Source organism: Nocardiopsis halotolerans DSM 44410 (assembly GCF_000341065.1).
Lineage (GTDB): Bacteria > Actinomycetota > Actinomycetes > Streptosporangiales > Streptosporangiaceae > Nocardiopsis > Nocardiopsis halotolerans.
Genome location: NZ_ANAX01000236.1, coordinates 34,666 through 51,906, shown reverse-complemented (window position 1 = coordinate 51,906; position 17,241 = coordinate 34,666). Strand labels below are relative to the sequence as shown.

Below are 17,241 nucleotides of genomic sequence, written 5' to 3'. Positions count from 1 at the left end.
GCGGTTACTTGTCGCTGGTGGCCAGGGTCGACCCCTCGGGTGTGCCGCAGGCCTTCTCCAGCAGGTACTTGCCCTGGGCGTCGGCGTCCACGTCGATCGGGTACACGCCGTCGAAGCACGCCCGGCACAGGTCGTCCTTGGGTACCTCCGACGCGGCGATGAGCTCGTCGAGGTCCACGTAGGCCAGGGAGTCGGCGTTCACCGAGGCGGCGATCTCCTCCACGCTCAGGTTCGCCGCGATGAGTTCGGCGCGGGTGGCGAAGTCGATGCCGTAGTAGCAGGGCCACAGCACGGGCGGGCTGGAGATGCGTACGTGCACCTCGGCGGCGCCCGCGTCGCGCAGCATCCGGACCAGGGCGCGCTGGGTGTTGCCGCGCACGATCGAGTCGTCCACCACCACCAGGCGGCGGCCCTCGATGACCTCGCGCAGCGGGTTGAGCTTGAGTCTGATCCCCAGCTGGCGCAGGGTCTGGCTGGGCTGGATGAAGGTGCGTCCCACGTAGGAGTTTTTCACCAGACCCTGGGCGAAGGGGATGCCGCTGGCCTCGGCGTAGCCGACCGCGGCCGGGGTGCCGGACTCGGGCACCGGGATGACCAGGTCGGCCTCCACCGGGTGCTCCTTGGCCAGGCGGCGGCCCGTCTCCACACGGGTGGAGTTGACGCTGCGGCCCGCGATGGTGGTGTCGGGGCGGGCCAGGTAGACGTATTCGAACAGGCAGCCCTTGCGGCGCGCGGGAGCGAAGCGGCGGGAGCGGACCCCGCGCTCGTCGATGGTGAGGAGCTCGCCGGGCTCGATCTCGCGGACGACGGTGGCGCCCACGATGTCCAGGGCCGCGGTCTCGCTGGCGACCACCCAACCGCCCGCGCCGGAGGTCTCACCCAGGCGGCCCAGCACGAACGGGCGGATGCCCTGGGGATCGCGCGCCGCGTACAGGGTGTCCTCGTCCATGAACACCAGCGAGAAGGCGCCTCTGACCTGGGGGAGCAGCTCGATGGCCGCGTCCTCCACGGAGCTTCCGCTCCTGGCCCGGTCGGCCAGCAGGTTCGTGAGGACCTCGGTGTCCGTGGTGGCGCCCCGGCGGGTGTCGGGCAGCATCCCCGCCAGTTCCGGGGTGTTGATCAGGTTGCCGTTGTGGCCGAGTGCCAGACCTCCCTCACGGGCCGTGTAGAAGGTCGGCTGTGCGTTCTCCCACACCGGGGAGCCGGTGGTGGAGTAGCGGCAGTGGCCGATCGCGAGGTGGCCGCGCAGGGAGTCCAGGGTCGCCTCGTTGAAGACCTGGGAGACGAGTCCCATGTCCTTGTAGACGACGATCCGTTCCCCATCGCTCAGCGCGATGCCCGCGGACTCCTGTCCGCGGTGCTGCAGAGCGTAAAGACCGAAGTAGGTGAGCTTGCTGACTTCTTCGCCGGGAGCCCAGACCCCGAAGACACCGCAGGCGTCCTGCGGGCCGCGTTCGAGCGGATCGAGGTCCGTGGTGAGCCGGCCGTCGGAGTACGACACACCCACAGCTTAGTGCCTGGCCGTCGGCGTGGCACCACCCGGGGGCGGCGCCGGCCACAGGGGCAGGTGCCCGGAGAGGTCGGAGCGGGCGCCGCTCGCCCGCACCAGGTGTTCGGAGACCGCTCGGTCCCAGGGGAGGCGCCCGGTGGCCACGCGCAGCCACGTGAGGGGATCGGTCTCCACGACACCGGGCGGGGTGCCCCTGGTGTGTCGTGGGCCCTCGACCGCCTGGACGGCGCCGTGCGGTGGCACGCGCACCTCCAGGCTGCGCCCCGGGGCGCGGTCCGCGAGCAGGGCCAGGCTGCCCCGCACGGCCGCCTTGACGGCCGTGCGCAGGGGTTCTCCGGCCCGCAGCACCGCCTCGGCGCAGGCGGCGACGGCGTCCTCGTCGCCTCCCTCGAAGGGGGCCTCTCCCAGAGCGGAGAGCTGTTCGTCCAGGGACTCGCGCAGGCGCCGCACGGCGCTCGGGCTCAGAGCGGAAGGCATGGCTCCAGAGCCTACGGGGACGGTTCGGCCGTCGGTGCCGGGTCATCGAATGGATGAACAAAGGGGGTACTTGTCATGGCGGCAAAATAGACCGAAGGTGGACATCAAGGAACACCGGAGGAACTGTCCACCGGTCTCCGCTTGATTGGGTGATTCCTGTCTCAGCGTGACGCTGGCCAGCAGGGGCGGGACACGGTAGCGTCCCGAACCGTCCCGGTGTTGTTGAGATTGGGAGGATTGCGATGGACCCCCTACCCCAGGGTGATCCACGCGGCGGCACCACCAGATGAATAAGGGGTGACTAAGTCCGTGCGGTCCCGCCGCCCCGACGCCGGACCCGCGCCACCCTGCCCCAACCGCGCCGGACCAGCCGACCAACGCGCTTAACATCCACCAAGGAACACCACCGCACCATCGGGAGAACGACGTGCGCCTGCGCTTGCGCCCGCGTGATGACAGTTACTACGAGATGTTCACCGACTCGGCGAACAACCTGGTCATCGCGGCCCGCCTGCTGGTGGAGCTCATGAGTGACGGGGCCGACCGCGAGGCCATCACCGAGAAGATGCGTGCCTGCGAGCACGCGGGTGATGACGCCACCCACGCGATCATGCGACGTCTCAACAAGAGCTCGGCGACACCGATTCACCGGGAGGACATCTACCGACTGGCCTCGAACCTGGACGACGTCATGGACTCCATGGAGGCCGCCGTCGACCTCATCGGCCTCTACGCCCTGGAACGCCTCCCCAAGGGGATCATCGACCAGATCGAGGTGTTGGAACGCGCCGCCGAGCTGACCGCCGAGGCGATGCCCCGTCTCCGCACGCTGGAGGACCTGACCAGGTACTGGATCGAGATCAACCAGCTGGAGAACCAGGCCGACCGCATCTACCGCAAGCTCCTCGCCCGCCTGTTCAGCGGGGAGTACGACGCCCTGACCGTCCTCAAGCTCAAGGACGTCATCGAGGAGCTGGAGACCGCCGCGGACGCGTTCGAGCACGTCGCGAACACGGTGGAGACCATCGTCGTCAAGAACGGATGAGCCCCCGAGACCCCCGAGAACCCCGATTCCCCCGTCCGAACCCCCTCCGCGCGGACCGGCGGCGGGTGGAGGCGTGTCCTCTGCCCGCCGGGGCCCGGGACCTACAGGCCGGTGATCCTCCGGCTGGGAACCGTCCGCCGTGAGAGCACGCCGACGAGGTGGTCGAAGAACCCGTCGGCGTCGATCTCCTCGATCACCGTCGCGTTCGCCTCCAGCCCGTGCACGCCCCACGACATGGCCGCGTATCCCCGGGTCAACTCTCCGGCGGTCTCCACGTCCACGTGGTAGCGCCCGGAGCGGCGCACCAGCTCCGGGTGGAGCAGCAGCGAGGCGGCCAGGGAGTCGGGGTGGGTGGTGCCGTCGATGCCCACCCTGCGGTCGAACTCCAGCGTCGCCGCGCACACGCGACCGAAGAAGTCCGACAGCGGGGTGCCGATGGCGGCGATCGTGTCCAGCCTCTCCTGGTCGAACACCGCCTGGCGCAGGGTCAGGGGGTCCCAGGGGACCACGGTGACCTCGAAGCCCGACGCGAACACGGCCTTGGCCGCCTCGGGGTCGACGTAGAAGTTGAACTCCCCGGCGGCGCTGATGTTGCCACGGCCGTTGTTGGAGCCGCCCATGACGTACAGGGTGCCCACGTTGCGGACGAAGTCCGGGTCCTTGACGGCGGCCATCGCGATGTTGGTCAGCGGCCCGATCGCCACGATCGACAGCTCACCGGGGTTCTCCGCGGCCAGCCGGATCAGGGCGTCCACGGCGTGCTCCCGCTCGGGCTCCAGGTCCGCGTCGTCCATCGACAGGCCCCCCGACCCGTCGCCGTGCACGTTCTCCGCGCTCACCCACGGGCGCACGAGCGGACGGCGGCAGCCCGGGTGGATGGGCACCTCGCCCAGGCGTCCCGCCACGCTGAGGGTGAGGAAGGCGTTGCGCAGCTGCTTGTCGAACCCCACGTTGCCCGCCACCATGGTGATGGCGCGCAGGTCCGCGTCCGGGTCCAGTAATCCGACGAGGAGGGCCACGCAGTCGTCCTGCGCGGTGTCGGTGTCGATCACCAGGGGTGTGGTCACGCTGTGTCCTCTCGTCCGGGTCGGTCACTCCGCGGCGGTACCGGCGGGGGAGGGAGACGGTCGGTCCGCAACGACCCTCCAACACCGCCAGCCCCCGGTCAAGGGGAGGAGACACGACCGGCCGTGGGAGGGGGACCCGGCCGAAGCGCCCCACGTCGCCGGTCGCCCCCGGACGGGAGACGGTCCGACAGAAGGGGCGACCACCCCATCACCGGCCAGCCAGACGAGGGGCGGTCTAACCGAAGCGGCCCGTGATGTAGTTCTCGGTCTCCTTCTGCTCCGGCCGCGTGAACATCTGGTTCGTCTCGCCCATCTCGATGAGCTTGCCCGGCTTGCCCGGAGCCGACAGGTTGAAGAACGCCGTCCGGTCGGACACACGCGCGGCCTGCTGCATGTTGTGCGTGACGATGACGATCGTGTAGTTCTCCTTGAGCTGGTGGATGAGGTCCTCGATCGCCAGGGTCGAGATCGGGTCCAGCGCCGAGCACGGCTCGTCCATCAGGAGCACCGACGGCTTCACCGCGGTGGCACGGGCGATGCACAGCCGCTGCTGCTGACCGCCGGAGAGGCCCGCACCGGGCTTGCCCAGCCGATCCTTGACCTCCTCCCACAGGTTCGCGCCGCGCAGCGACTGCTCCACCAGGTCGTCCGCCTCGGACTTGCTCATCCGCTTGCTGTTGAGGCGCGCACCGGCGATGACGTTGTCGTAGATCGACATCGTCGGGAACGGGTTGGCCTTCTGGAAGACCATGCCGACCTCGGTGCGCACCATGACCGGGTCCACGTCCGCCCCGTAGATGTCCAGGTCGTCCAGGAGCACCTTGCCCTCGACCCGGGCTCCCTGGGTCACCTCGTGCATCCGGTTGAGGGTCCGCAGGAAGGTGGACTTGCCGCAGCCGGACGATCCGATGAACGCCGTCACCGACCGCGGCTCGATGGTCATCGACACGTCCTCCACGGCCTTGAAGTCGCCGTAGTAGACGTTGAGACCGGAGACGTCGATACGTTTCGCCACTGGAAGTTCCTCGTGAATCTGCTCCGCGCGCTGGGCGTGGGCGGTTGGTGTGGGGTCAGCGGGTCTTCGGCGCGAACATGCGGCCGATGATGCGGGCCAGGAAGAACAGCAGCATCACCACCAGGATCAGGGTCAGCGCCGCCGCCCAGGCCCGCTCGTAGTTGACGGCGCCGCCCATACGGACCTGCGAGTAGATGAACACCGGCAGGTTCATCATCTGCCCGTCGAACAGGTTCCAGTTGATCGCCGTCGCGGACGACCCCGTCGTGAGGATCAGCGGCGCCGTCTCACCGATAACGCGGGCGATGGCGAGCATGATTCCTGTGGTCAGACCGCCAGCCGAGGTGGGGAGGACGACCCTGGTGATGGTCCGCCACTTGGGCACGCCCAGGGCGTACGACGCCTCGCGCAGGTCCTGCGGCACCAGCCGCAGCATCTCCTCGCTGGAGCGCACCACGACGGGGATCATCAGCACCGACAGCGCGATGGCGCCCGCGGCGCCGTTGGTCTCACCCGGACCGAACAGGATCATCCACAGCGCCACCACGAACAGGCCCGCGACGATCGACGGGATACCCGTCATGACGTCGACGAAGAAGATGATGATCCGCTTCAGGCGGCCCTCGGCGTACTCCACCAGGTAGATCGCGGTCATCACGCCGATCGGGACCGAGATGAGCGTGGCCATCCCGGTGATCGCCAGGGTGCCGACGATCGCGTGGTAGACGCCGCCCGCGTCCATACTCGGCAGGACGCCGCTCATCGACACCGACAGGAAGTAGCCGTCGAAGCGGACGATGCCGTTGCGGAGCACGGTCCACAGCACCGACACCAGCGGCAGCATCGCCACCAGGAAGCACCCGTAGACGACCGCGGTGACCAGTCGGTCCTTGGCCTTGCGTCCGCCCTCGACGCGGGCGGAGGCCGTCGCGATGATCACCACGTACGCGACGGCGGTGAGCAGGCCCCACAGGAGGAAGCCGAAGGAGGAGAAGGCCAGCAGGATCCCCGCCACCACGGCGGCGCACGAGGCCAGCAGCATGGCGGGGAAGTGGTTGGGGAGGCTCCCGCGGCGCATCTCGTTCGCGGGCGAACCGGTGCCGGCTCCGGAGGGCTGGGTGGTCGTCGTGTTCATCAGGACTCCTTGCTCCCCCGGGAGACCACGTAACGCGCGGCCATGTTGACGATGAGCGTGATCGCGAACAGGACCAGCCCGGCGGCGATCAGCGCGGACACGCCGTATCCGGTGGCTTCGGGGTACTGGAGGGCGATGTGCGCGGCGATGGTCTGGTTGCCGCTCTGCAACAGGTCCCACGAGACGATGAGGGCGGGGGAGAGGATCATCGCCACGGCCATGGTCTCGCCCAGGGCGCGGCCCAGACCGAGCATCGCGCCGCCGATCACGCCCGACTTGCCGAACGGCAGCACGGCCAGGCGGATCATCTCCCAGCGGGTGGCGCCCATGGCCAGCGCGGCCTCGCGGTGCCCCTGCGGGGTCTGCTGGAACACGTCACGCGACATCGCGGTGATGATCGGCAGGATCATCACGGCCAGGACCACGCCGGCGGTCAGCATGGTGCGCGCCGAGGTGGAGGCGGGGCCGGAGAACAGCGGGATCCAGCCCAGGTACCTGACCATGGCCTGGTACACGGGGACCAGCTCCGGCGCGAGGAAACCGATGCCCCACAGGCCGTAGACGACGCTGGGGATGGCGGCCAGCAGGTCCACCAGGTAGCCGAGCACCGAGGCGATCCTGCGCGGCGCGTAGAAGACGATGAACAGTGCGATCCCGATCGCCACCGGCGTGGCCAGCAGCAGCGCGATGGCCGCGGCGAGCACGGTGCCGAACGCCAGGGCGGCGACACCGAACGCGGGCTCCTCACGGACGTTGGGGTCCCACTCCGTGCTGGCCAGGAAGTTCGCCGTGTTGGCTGTCAGGGACGGCCAGGCCTGGATGACCAGGAAGGCGGCGACGCCGGCGAGGATCAGCAGGATCAGCAGGCCCGAGCCTCGGGCGAGCCCGGCGAAGGCGACGTCGCCGATCCGGCGCTTGCCCGTGGGCGGTGGTGCCGCCTCGGGCGCGTCCGTGGTCGTCATGGATTGGCTCCGGTTCGGAAGGTTTCGGGGCGGGTCGCCCGGGTGGTGCGGTGCTTGCCGTGCACCTTCTGCGTGCCTGGCCTGTTCCGGCGCGGTCCTCCCGCGGCCGGGGATCGTCTCCCCGCCTAGGGCCTTCCCGCGTCCCGTGGGTGGTCGGCCGCTGGTCACCGCGCCGCGGTCGGTGGTGGACGGTGGCCGTGCTGCGCCGAATGTGAAGGTAGGTGCCACAGGTGACGAGTTGTCCCAAGGAAGGTGAACGGAAGATGAACGGGCCGTCGCACTCCCGTGGCGGTAGGGGGATTGCTCGGTGAATGTGACGGGTCACACGTCGGACCGGGGAACGCCGCCCCCGGGAGGTGCGTACATCACGTCGGTGTCCCACATGGCGAACCCCAGCGACTCGTACAGCCGCACCGCGGCCTCGTTGTCGCCGTCCACGTACAGGTGCACCCACGGCAGGCCGACGTCGCGCAGGTGGTGCAGGCCCGCCAGGGTCAGCGTGCGTCCCAGGCCGGTGCCCTGCCAGTCGGGGTCCACGCCCACCACGTAGACCTCGCCGACCGCCTCCCCGTCGGTGAGCCCGGCACCGTCGGCGTGGGTCTTGGTCCAGTGGAACGCGGCGACCCTGCCGTCCCTGGTGACGGCGAGGAAGAAGCCGTGCGGGTCGAACCAGTCCTCCACCTCGCGCTGGAGCAGGTCGTCCAGCGTGAGCTGGCCCTGTTCGGGGTGGTCGGCGAAGGCCCGCGCGTTGGTCTCCAGCCACGCCTGCTCGTCCTGGCCGACGACGAAGGCCCGCAGCTGGACCTGATCGGCCACCGCGGGACGGAGTTCGGGCTCGGGCAGTTCGGGGGCCGTCCAGGGGCCGCCCGCCTCGTCGGCGGCGATGTCACGCAGCGGCATGCGCATCTTGTGGAGTTCGCGGACCGCGGTCCACCCGTCCTCCCGCGCCACCGACACGGCCTGCGGAGTGCGTCCGTGCGCCCACACGCGGACTCCGTCCGGCCCGGCGTCGCGGTCGACCGAGTGCAGCAGGGCGGTGCCGTGCCCCCGGCTCCGGCTGTCGGGGTGGACCACGACCTCGCCGGAGTCGGGCTCGCCCGTGACGCGCTCCACGAAGGCGAAGCCGACCACGCGCCCGTCCTCCAGGGACAGGTGGAAGCGGCTGCTCCCCGAGGGGGCGCCGTGCCTGACGCGGAGCAGGGTGTGCTCCGACAGAGGCGCGACGCCGTCGGTCGCGCGCGCGGCCTCGGCGAGTGTCAGCACCTGGTCTGCCAGGTCCGGGGTCAGATCATCGGTGACTAGCGGGGTGTCCATGGAGCGAAAGCCTACGATGGGATGACCGCCGGGATTCGGTCAGGCACGGCCTCCGCGGCGTTTGTCCTGGTAAGGTGCCCCGCTCCCGCGCGTCGGCCGGTCCCGTCGCCCGCCTGCCCGCTTCCGCTTTCCACGGGTGCCGGGGCGCGGCGCCCACCCGGCGGCCCGCTCGCCGGACACCCGTTGGCCGGGCCGCCTCCGCGCGTCGCTTCGGCGGGGTGACCGTGAAGGCGCACCGACCCGCCCCGTTCGCGCTGATCCTGCACCTGTGGCGAGTCTCGCTCCAAGTACGAGATCGTTCCGGGTGGGAGCACCTCGGCCACACCGGCAACGTGTCCGGTCAGCCCACTACCGCTTGCGGCGCCTGCCCTGGTAGCCCCCGCCGACCCGGACGCGTCGCGCCGGGGCGAGCGGGGTCGCGAGCAGCAGCGCCAACAGGAACGCGGCGAGCAGCACGGCCGGAGCCATGTTCGGGCCCAGGTCGCCGTGGTTGGCGGCCACCTCGGTTTCGTCGACGCCGTCGTCCTCCGGCGACCCCGGGGTCACCGTCGGGAGTTCGGCGAGGTTCTCGGCTCCGGGGACGACCCCGGGCAGGTCGGCCTCGTCGCTCGGCAGCCCCGAGGTGTCGTCGCTGGTGGGCACGTCGCTGGTGGGCACGTCGTCCACCCCGCCGCCCGAACCGCCGGAGTTCCCGGAACCGCCCGAACCTCCCGAGTCACCGGAACCACCCGAACCGCCGGAGCTGCCCGAATCCCCGGAGCCGCCGGAGTCGCCGGTCTGGTCCCCGCCGGTCCCGGAGGTGTCGGGGTCGGACGCCTCGTCCGGGGGCGAGGTCTCGTCCTCGTCCTCTTCGTTCCCTTCGTCCCCGCCGTTCCCGTCCGGGCCGTCGGTGGGTGACGGGCTCGGCTCCTTGGTGGGAGAGGGGGTGGGGTCCGGAGACGGTGACGGGTCCGGTCCGACCACCGAGACCGTCCACGTGCCGGTGGAGACGTTGTGCCGGTCCGCCGGTTCGAGGGCCGCGCAGTCGACGCCCTCCTGGGCGAGCGCGTAGGTCAGGGTCGCCACCACGTCGGTCGTCTCGCGGGCCGCGCCCGTGACCTCGCCCGCGGACGCGGAGCCCTCCGGAGCGACCTCCTGGGGCGTGAAGTCCCTGACGCCGAACCCGGGCGTGTTCACGGTCAGCCGGACCAGGCAGATGCTGGCGTCGCCGTTGTTGGTCACGGTGAGGGGATTGGCCGGGGTGCGCTCGCCCAGCGCCACCTCGTCGGAGCCGCGCCCGAAGTCGATGACCGCCGACACGACGGGCGGTTCCGGGGAGGGCGTGGGCGACTCGGTGGGTGAGGGCGAGGGGGAGGGCGCGGGAGAGGCGGAGGACGTGGGGGGAGGGGCGGACCCGGACGGGGTTCCCGAGGGACTCGGTTCGGCGTACGCCGGGGACATGACGGCGATCAGGCTGGAGCCGACGAAGACGGCACCCAGGGCGATGGCTCTACGGCGGTGCCCGGGGGTGAGCGGGGATCTCGCGGCGTCGGTGGGCATCGGGGCGTTCTCCTCCTCGCGGATGGCGCGCCAAAGCAGCTTCGGGGTACCCGGCCGCGAGGAGTTCGCCGCGCCTGACGTCCCGGCGTTCGGGTGCCTCCATGATCTTAGGACCTGGGGCCGTCGAACACGAGTGTTCGGATCGCCGCATTCGAGGCGTTTCGCCGGTGAAGGGGGTGGCGGGGGAGGAGCGCGGTGTCCGGTTCCGGAAACGACGCCGGGGCGCCCGCACGGGGCGCCCCGGGGTGGTCCGCGGTCGCGCGACGCGGTGCCGCGTCCGCTCCGCCGTTACGTGGCGCTCACCTCGGCGGTCCGTGCCTCGGGCAGCGCGTCGGCCTCCTCCGCCGGGGCCTTGGACGCCTTGGTGGCCGGGTCGGGCACGAAGCGGTAGCCCACGTTGCGCACGGTCCCGATCAGCGACTCGTACTCCGAGCCCAGCTTGGCGCGCAGGCGCCGCACGTGGACGTCGATGGTGCGGGTGCCGCCGAAGTAGTCGTAGCCCCACACCTCCTGGAGCAGCTGAGCCCGGGTGAACACCCGCCCCGGGTGCTGCGCCAGGAACTTGAGCAGCTCGAACTCCTTGAAGGTGAGGTCGAGGATGCGGCCGCGCAGGCGCGCGATGTAGGTGGCCTCGTCGATAACGAGGTCGCCCCGGCGGATCTCGTCGGGATCGTCCGTCCCGGCCTCGGCCGAGCCGACGGCCAGCCGCAGGCGTGCCTCGACCTCCGCGGGCCCCGCGGTGGCCAGGACGAAGTCGTCCGCCTGCCAGTCGGGCGTCAGCGCCGCGACACCGCCCTCGGTGAGGATCACGAGCAGGGGGCAGTCCAGGCCGGTGGTGTCGAGCAGGCGGCAGAAGTTCCGGGCCGCGGCCAGGTCGGTCCGGGCGTCGACCAGGATGGCGTCGACCGGCGAGCCGGAGCCGCCGCCCGCCGTCAGGAGCGCCCCGGCCTCCGCCGGTGCCACCCGCACCGAGTGCAGGAGGAGTCCGAGGGCGGGGAGTACGTGGTCGGACGGTTCGTTCGAGTTCGTCAACAGCAGCAGATGACTCATGCGTCTCTTCTCGTCAGCCCGTCTCACACGGGCGATCGAAGGCGCCGTTGCCCCCGGTGAAGATGTCTGATTCGTCGCCTCCGAGTGACACCAAGGATAATCAACGAATGGCGAAGTGCACTATCAGGTACTGGGCATCGGCCAAGGAGGCCGCGGGAACCGCCGAGGAGACGGTCGACGCCGCGACGCTCGCGGACGCCCTCGCGGCGGCGTGTCGGCTGCACCCGGACGACCGTTTCCGGCGCGTGCTCGGGGCCTCGTCCCTGCTCGTCGACGAGCATCCGGTCGGGCGCAGGCCGCACGGTGAGATTCCCGTCACGGGCGAGACTGTGATCGAGGTCCTACCGCCCTTCGCGGGTGGATGAGACGCCTGGGACGACAGAGAAAGCGGAGGTGGGAGAGCATGGCGGAGACGCCCGAGTGGGCGGGCGGAGCACGTGTGGTGATGCTCGGCAAACCGGGGTGCCACCTGTGCGAGGACGCCTGGGGGGTCATCGAGCGGGTCACCGGCGAACTCGGCGTGAGCCGGGCGCAGCGGCAGCTCGACGAGGTGGGCGAGGCCGACCGCGAGGAGTACTGGGACAAGATCCCGGTGACGTTCGTGGACGGACGCCGCCACGACTTCTGGAGGGTCAGCGGGGAGCGGCTGCGTTCCGCCCTCGGCGGTTGAGCGGGTCGGTGTCCGGTGAACGGACGAAAACCGCGACAGCGAGCACAAATCTGCACATCTGCGGCAATTCGGTTGGTCGATATCGCTGTCGCGCCGATCGGAGATTTTCGTGGGGTCGTGAAGTCCTTCCTGGTGGGAACTTATGAGCCCTCCGTCACAGCGCACCCCACTTTGTGCATGCTTTCACAAGCACGTAATCTAGGGCCGATGGGGGAGCGCGGCGGCGATTCGCCCGCTCCTCCGGACCGGACCGTGCGGACCGCCTCCCGCCCGGGCCGCCCCCGCATCCGCCCGCCGTCCGCCGACCGCCGCTCAGGAGCGCCCGCCTGTGACCAGTCGTCCACCACGGCCCCGGGAGAGGGGCATCCCCGAGGCCACCGTGGCCCGGCTCCCCGTCTACCTGCGCGCCCTCCAGGCCCTCCAGGACCGCGGCACCCTCACCGTCTCCTCCGAGGCCCTCGCCTCCGCGGCCGGTGTGAACTCGGCCAAGCTGCGCAAGGACCTGTCCCACCTCGGCTCCTACGGCACGCGCGGGGTGGGGTACGAGGTGGAGTACCTCGTCTACCAGATCTCACGTGAGCTTGGTCTCACCCAGGACTGGGCCGTGGCCATCGCCGGAATAGGCAACCTGGGCCGCGCGCTGGCCAACTACGGGGGTTTCGGAACGCGCGGCTTCCGTATCGCGGCCCTGCTCGACGCGGACCCCGCGATGGTGGGTCAGAGTGTCGCCTCCCTGGACGTGAGGCATATTGACAACCTGGAGGATGTCGTCCGTTCCACGGGCGTTTCCATCGGTGTCATCACGACACCGGCGGCCTCCGCCCAGGGCGTGGCGACACGCTTCGTCCAGGCGGGGGTGGCCAGCATCCTCAACTTCGCGCCGGTCGTACTGAATGTGCCGGACGGAGTCGATGTGCGTAAGGTCGACTTGTCCATCGAACTCCAGATCCTCGCCTTCCACGCGCAGCGCAGGGCCGATGGCGACGGCCGTGACGCGGAGCGCGCGGGCCTGGAACTGATGTGAGGTATGGACGACCGGGGCCGCGAGGCCCGCATGAGCGGTGGGCGATGAGCGAGCGTGCGCCGCGCTTCCGACGGTTTGGCCGCCGCCGGAGCATACGAAGACGCTGTGTGGTGCCTGCAGGGGAGTAACGCGGATGAGTGTCCTGGCCGTGGGGTTGAGCCATCGGAGTTCGCCGGTGGCGCTGCTCGAACGTGTCGCACTGAACGGGGAGACGCGCGTCGGCGCGGTCGCGGAGATGGTCGGCTCCGACTCCGTCAACGAGGTCATGGTGGTCTCCACCTGCAACCGCACCGAGGTCTACGCCGACGTCTCCGCCTTCCACGGCGGCGTCTCGGCCATCACCGAACTCCTCTCCTGGCACACGGGCGTACCCCTCAAGGAGCTCTCCGAGCACCTCTACGTCCACTACGAGGACCGCGCCGTCCAGCACCTGTTCTCCGTCACCTGCGGGCTCGACTCCATGGTCGTCGGTGAGGGCCAGATCCTCGGACAGGTACGCGACGCTCTCAAGGAGGGCCAGGAGAACGGCTCCGTCGGCCGCGTCCTCAACGACCTCGGCCAGCGCGCCCTGCGCGTGGGCAAGCGCGCCCACACGGAGACCCACCTCGACCACGCGGGCGCCGACATGGTCAGCTTCGGCCTCACCGTGGCCTCCAACGGCCTCGGACTCGGTCCGACCGGTGCCCCCCGGACCACCGCGGACCAGACCGTCCCCGCCACGGACACCGTGCCCCCCGTGGGCTGCCCCATGTCCGCGATCCCCGGGGACACCGCCGACGAGCCCGGGCTCGCCCAGCCCACGCACGGCCCCCTCACGGGCGTGCGCGTCCTCGTCCTCGGCGCCGGGTCCATGAGCGCCCTGTCCGCCAACACCGTCTCCCGCCAGGGCGCCGATGCGGTCGTCGTGGCCAACCGCACCTTCGAGCGCGCCGCGCGCCTGGCCGAGTGCCTCACCGAGGCCTACGAGACCGTCGACGCCGCGGCCGTGCCCTTCGCCGACGCGGCGGACTCCCTCGCCGACGTCGACCTCGTCATCTCCTGCACCGGCGCCCAGGGCCTGGTCCTGACCTCCGACGCCGTGGCCGCCGCCACCGCCGGGCGCACGCGGCCCCTGGTCTTCCTCGACCTCGCGCTGCCCCGCGACGTCGACCCCGCCGTGCGCGAACTGCCCGGCGTGCACCTGGTCGACATCGAGGACCTGCGCCAGGCCGCCGCCACCGGCCCCGGCGCCGACACGGGCCGCGACAGCGCCCTCACCCTCGTCCGCGACATCGTGGACGAGGAGGTCACCGAGTTCCGCGCGGTCCGCCGCGCCCACCAGGTCACCCCCACCGTCGTCGCCCTGCGCGCGCAGGCCAGGGACGTGGTGGACGCCGAGCTGTCGCGCCTCCAGGGCCGTCTGCCCGCCGACCTCGACGACCGCGCCCGCGAGGAGATCACCCGCGCCATGCGCCGCGTCGCCGACAAGCTCCTGCACAGACCGACCGTGCGTGTCAAGGAGCTGGCCGCCGCACCGGACGGGGAGTCCTACGAGGCGGCCCTACGGGAACTCTTCGAACTCGACCCCGCCGAGGCGCTCACCGTGCCCGAGGGGTCCGCCACCGCGGCACGAACCGCACAGGAGAAGTCATGACCGGCACGCCCGCCCACGACGCGCCCGCGCAGGACACCCCGGCCAAGCTCGGCACCCGCCGCAGCACCATGGCCACCAGTCAGTCGCGGATGGTCGCCGACGCCATCACCGAACGCACCGGCAGGGAGATCGAACTGGAGCTGATCACCAGCTTCGGTGACGTCACCAAGGCGCACCTGACCCAGCTCGGCGGTACCGGCGTGTTCGTCAACGCCCTGCGCGACGAACTCCACGCGGGCGGCATCGACTTCGCCGTCCACTCGCTCAAGGACCTGCCCACGACGCCCGCCGAGGGCCTCGTGCTGGCCGCCATCCCCGAGCGCGACGACCCGCGCGACGCCCTGTGCGCCCGCGACGGCCTCAAGTTCGCCGACCTGCCCGCCGGTGCACGGATCGGCACCGGATCCCCGCGCCGGGTCGCCCAGCTCGCCGCGCTGCGCCCGGACCTGGTCTTCGTGCCGATCCGCGGCAACGCCGAGACCCGCCTGGGCAAGGTCGCCTCCGGTGAGCTCGACGCCATCGTCCTCGCCTATGCCGGACTCGGCCGCGTCGGCCGCGTGGACGACGCCACCGACGTCTTCGAGCCCGAGCAGATGCTGCCCGCGCCCGGCCAGGGCGCCCTCGCCGTCGAGTGCCCCGCCGGACGTCTCGACGGCGACCTCGCCTACCTGGCCTCGGTCGACCACCCCGCCACCCGCGCCGAGGTCGTCGCCGAGCGCGTCGTGCTCGCCGAACTCGAAGCCGGGTGCGCCGCCCCCGTCGGGGCCTACGCCCAGTACGACGCCGACGCGGGCCGTCTGCGCCTGCGCGCCGCCGTGGTCGCCACCGACGGCGCCACCGCCGTGCGCCGCGAGCGCACCATCGACCTTGACTCGCCCGGGGACCTGGCCGCCGCCACCGCGCTCGGCCGGAACCTGGCCCGCGAGATGATCGACGAGGGAGCCGACCGCATCGTGGCGGAGGCCTTCGCGGAGAGGGACACGCCCTAGACCGGAGCAGCCGGCGGGCCTCCTCGGCCGGAGCCCGCCGCACCGCCACCACCCCGGACCCGCACGCCGGGGCACGGCGATCCACACAGAGGAGCCAGTACGTGAACGCCAACGCCAACCCCCAGCCGGAGGAGCCGCGCGTGACCACGCGGTCCGGGCACGTCGCCCTGGTCGGTTCCGGGCCGGGCGGCGCCGACACGCTGACCCTGCGCGGCGCCGAGCTGCTGCGCCACGCCGACGTGGTCATCACCCTGGGTGAACCCGTCGAGGAGCTCGCGGACCTTCGCGGTGAGCTCCTCTCCCACTGTTCCGAGGACGTCTCCGTGGTCGAGGCGGGCGAGTGCGGTGGCGACGCCAACACCCTCGCGGTGAGCCGCGCCCGCGACGGCCAGCGGGTGGTCCGCCTGTACTCCGGCGACCCCTTCTTCGGCTGCCGCGGCGCCGAACTGGTCTCCGCCTGCCACGAGGCCGGAGTGGAGGTCGAGGTCGTCCCCGGCGTCTCCGCGGTCACCTCCGTACCCACCTTCTCCGGCGTGCCCCTGCTCACCGACAACCCCGAGGTGCGCGTGCTCAACGCCCGGCCGCACGGCGGGGGAGAGGTCGACTGGCACGAGGCCGCGGCCAGCGACGCCACCCTGGTCATCATGGGCGGGGACGCGCCCGCGGGTGAGGCTCCCGAGCACCAGGGACCCGGCTTCGACGTTCTGTGCAAGACCCTCATCGCCGGAGGGCGGCCCGCCACGGCCCCCGTCGCGGTCGTGCGCGCGGGCGGCACCACCAGGCAGACCACCGTCACCTCCACCCTGGGCCGACTGGTCGCAGACCTCAAGGCCAAGGACGCCAAGGGCCACCACGTGACCACGCCCGCGCTGATGGTCGTCGGCCCGGAGACGGCCCGGCAGCCCGAGCTGTCCTGGTACGAGACCAGGCCGCTGTTCGGCTGGCGCGTCCTGGTGCCCCGCACCAAGGAGCAGGCCGCCGCCCTGTCCGACCAGCTGATCGGCTACGGGGCGGTCCCCGAGGAGGTGCCCACCATCTCGGTGGAGCCGCCGCGCACCCCGCAGCAGATGGAACGCGCCGTCCGCGGCCTGGTCACCGGCCGCTACCAGTGGGTGGCCTTCACCTCCGTCAACGCGGTCCGGGCGATCCGGGAGCGCCTGGAGTCCTACGGCCTGGACGCGCGGGCGTTCGCCGGGGTCAGGGTCGCCGTCGTCGGCGAGGCCACGGCCAGGGCCGTGCGCGACTTCGGCATCCAGCCCGACCTGGCCCCGCCCGAGGAGGAGCAGTCCAGCACGGGGCTGGTGTCGGTGTGGCCGCCCTACGACGCCGAGATCGACCCCATCGAACGGGTCCTGCTGCCGCGCGCCGACATCGCCACCGAGACCCTGTCCGCCGGGCTGGACAAGCTCGGCTGGGAGGTCGACGACGTCACCGCCTACCGCACCGTGCGCGCCGCGCCTCCGCCCGCGCCCGTCCGAGAGGCGATCAAGGGCGGCGGTTTCGACGCGGTGCTGTTCACGTCCTCCTCCACGGTGCGCAACCTGGTGGGGATCGCGGGCAAGCCGCACAACACCACCGCCATCGCCGTGATCGGACCAGAGACGGAGAAGACCGCGATCGAGTTCGGCCTGCGTGTGGACGTCGTGGCCCCCAAGGCCTCGGTTTCCGCCCTCGCGCACGCCCTCTCGGAGTACGGTGCCGCCAAGAGGCGTGAGGCGATCGAGGCGGGCAAGCCCGTCCTCAAGCCCAGCCAGAAGCGGCGCGGGCGCCGACGCAAGCTCTGACCGCGCCACGACCAGCCTGACGCACGA

The 17,241-nt window shown here is 71.4% G+C and carries 16 protein-coding genes; 7 read left to right on the top strand and 9 right to left on the bottom strand.

Features of this window, described 5'->3' with window-relative positions; all coding sequences use genetic code 11:
- Positions 1-4: 4 nt before the first annotated feature.
- Positions 5-1,501 carry an amidophosphoribosyltransferase gene (gene purF, locus D455_RS0118415; RefSeq protein ID WP_026122753.1) on the bottom strand — a complete coding sequence of 499 codons (1,497 nt, stop codon included), beginning with the start codon at positions 1,499-1,501 and terminating at the stop codon, positions 5-7.
- A gap of 9 nt (positions 1,502-1,510) precedes the next feature.
- The gene (locus tag D455_RS0118410; RefSeq protein ID WP_026122752.1) at positions 1,511-1,987 is read right to left on the bottom strand and encodes a sterol carrier family protein; all 477 of its coding nucleotides are present in this window, start codon (positions 1,985-1,987) and stop codon (positions 1,511-1,513) included.
- Between the two features lie 427 nt (positions 1,988-2,414).
- On the opposite strand from D455_RS0118410, the gene D455_RS0118405 reads away from it, so the two are divergent.
- Positions 2,415-3,032: a DUF47 domain-containing protein gene (locus D455_RS0118405; protein ID WP_017572180.1), complete on the top strand. Its 618-nt coding sequence runs from the start codon at positions 2,415-2,417 to the stop codon at positions 3,030-3,032.
- Between the two features lie 101 nt (positions 3,033-3,133).
- Here D455_RS0118405 and D455_RS0118400 read toward each other — a convergent pair whose 3' ends face one another.
- The 7 genes from D455_RS0118400 to D455_RS0118365 form a co-directional block, all read right to left on the bottom strand.
- Positions 3,134-4,099, bottom strand: a complete 966-nt coding sequence (locus tag D455_RS0118400) for a nucleoside hydrolase (protein ID WP_017572179.1) — start codon at positions 4,097-4,099, stop codon at positions 3,134-3,136.
- A 235-nt stretch (positions 4,100-4,334) separates the two neighbouring features.
- Positions 4,335-5,114, bottom strand: coding sequence for a phosphate ABC transporter ATP-binding protein PstB (gene pstB / locus D455_RS0118390; protein WP_017572178.1), 780 nt, complete (start codon positions 5,112-5,114; stop codon positions 4,335-4,337).
- A gap of 55 nt (positions 5,115-5,169) precedes the next feature.
- Positions 5,170-6,249, bottom strand: coding sequence for a phosphate ABC transporter permease PstA (pstA, locus tag D455_RS0118385; RefSeq protein WP_017572177.1), 1,080 nt, complete (start codon positions 6,247-6,249; stop codon positions 5,170-5,172).
- Positions 6,249-7,211 (bottom strand): phosphate ABC transporter permease subunit PstC, encoded by a 963-nt coding sequence (pstC, locus tag D455_RS0118380; RefSeq protein WP_017572176.1) that lies wholly within the window; start codon positions 7,209-7,211, stop codon positions 6,249-6,251. Before pstC ends, pstA begins: the two co-directional genes overlap by 1 nt.
- Positions 7,212-7,532: 321 nt before the next feature.
- Positions 7,533-8,525: a mycothiol synthase gene (mshD, locus tag D455_RS0118375; protein WP_017572175.1), complete on the bottom strand. Its 993-nt coding sequence runs from the start codon at positions 8,523-8,525 to the stop codon at positions 7,533-7,535.
- A gap of 348 nt (positions 8,526-8,873) precedes the next feature.
- Positions 8,874-10,064, bottom strand: a complete 1,191-nt coding sequence (locus D455_RS33510; RefSeq protein WP_026122751.1) for a hypothetical protein — start codon at positions 10,062-10,064, stop codon at positions 8,874-8,876.
- A gap of 288 nt (positions 10,065-10,352) precedes the next feature.
- Positions 10,353-11,114, bottom strand: coding sequence for a winged helix-turn-helix transcriptional regulator (locus tag D455_RS0118365; RefSeq protein ID WP_017572174.1), 762 nt, complete (start codon positions 11,112-11,114; stop codon positions 10,353-10,355).
- A gap of 107 nt (positions 11,115-11,221) precedes the next feature.
- Here D455_RS0118365 and D455_RS0118360 point away from each other — a divergent pair, with 107 nt between their 5' ends.
- The 6 genes from D455_RS0118360 to D455_RS0118335 all read left to right on the top strand — a co-directional run bounded on the left by D455_RS0118360 (position 11,222) and on the right by D455_RS0118335 (position 17,214).
- Complete coding sequence (locus tag D455_RS0118360) at positions 11,222-11,479, top strand: MoaD/ThiS family protein (RefSeq protein WP_017572173.1); 258 nt, start codon at positions 11,222-11,224, stop codon at positions 11,477-11,479.
- 38 nt (positions 11,480-11,517) lie between these two features.
- Positions 11,518-11,784: a glutaredoxin family protein gene (locus D455_RS0118355; protein WP_017572172.1), complete on the top strand. Its 267-nt coding sequence runs from the start codon at positions 11,518-11,520 to the stop codon at positions 11,782-11,784.
- Positions 11,785-12,112: 328 nt separating this feature from the next.
- On the top strand, positions 12,113-12,808 hold the full coding sequence (locus tag D455_RS0118350; protein WP_026122750.1) for a redox-sensing transcriptional repressor Rex: 696 nt from the start codon (positions 12,113-12,115) through the stop codon (positions 12,806-12,808).
- 133 nt (positions 12,809-12,941) lie between these two features.
- Complete coding sequence (locus D455_RS0118345) at positions 12,942-14,441, top strand: glutamyl-tRNA reductase (protein WP_040684968.1); 1,500 nt, start codon at positions 12,942-12,944, stop codon at positions 14,439-14,441.
- Entirely contained in the window at positions 14,438-15,430 is a 993-nt protein-coding gene (gene hemC, locus D455_RS0118340) for a hydroxymethylbilane synthase (RefSeq protein ID WP_017572169.1), read from the top strand. The genes D455_RS0118345 and hemC overlap by 4 nt, the downstream gene beginning before the upstream one ends.
- Positions 15,431-15,531: 101 nt before the next feature.
- Positions 15,532-17,214, top strand: a complete 1,683-nt coding sequence (locus D455_RS0118335) for a bifunctional uroporphyrinogen-III C-methyltransferase/uroporphyrinogen-III synthase (RefSeq protein WP_017572168.1) — start codon at positions 15,532-15,534, stop codon at positions 17,212-17,214.
- Positions 17,215-17,241 lie beyond the last annotated feature (27 nt).

Excerpts from the sequence above, each read along its gene's own strand:
- D455_RS0118410 (WP_026122752.1), bottom strand. The coding sequence starts at position 1,987 with ATGCCTTCCGCTCTGAGCCCGAGCGCCGTGCGGCGCCTGCGCGAGTCC.
- pstA (WP_017572177.1), bottom strand. The coding sequence starts at position 6,249 with ATGAACACGACGACCACCCAGCCCTCCGGAGCCGGCACCGGTTCGCCC.
- pstC (WP_017572176.1), bottom strand. The coding sequence starts at position 7,211 with ATGACGACCACGGACGCGCCCGAGGCGGCACCACCGCCCACGGGCAAG.
- mshD (WP_017572175.1), bottom strand. The coding sequence starts at position 8,525 with ATGGACACCCCGCTAGTCACCGATGATCTGACCCCGGACCTGGCAGAC.
- D455_RS33510 (WP_026122751.1), bottom strand. The coding sequence starts at position 10,064 with ATGCCCACCGACGCCGCGAGATCCCCGCTCACCCCCGGGCACCGCCGT.
- D455_RS0118365 (WP_017572174.1), bottom strand. The coding sequence starts at position 11,114 with ATGAGTCATCTGCTGCTGTTGACGAACTCGAACGAACCGTCCGACCAC.
- D455_RS0118360 (WP_017572173.1), top strand. The coding sequence starts at position 11,222 with ATGGCGAAGTGCACTATCAGGTACTGGGCATCGGCCAAGGAGGCCGCG.
- D455_RS0118355 (WP_017572172.1), top strand. The coding sequence starts at position 11,518 with ATGGCGGAGACGCCCGAGTGGGCGGGCGGAGCACGTGTGGTGATGCTC.
- D455_RS0118345 (WP_040684968.1), top strand. The coding sequence starts at position 12,942 with ATGAGTGTCCTGGCCGTGGGGTTGAGCCATCGGAGTTCGCCGGTGGCG.
- hemC (WP_017572169.1), top strand. The coding sequence starts at position 14,438 with ATGACCGGCACGCCCGCCCACGACGCGCCCGCGCAGGACACCCCGGCC.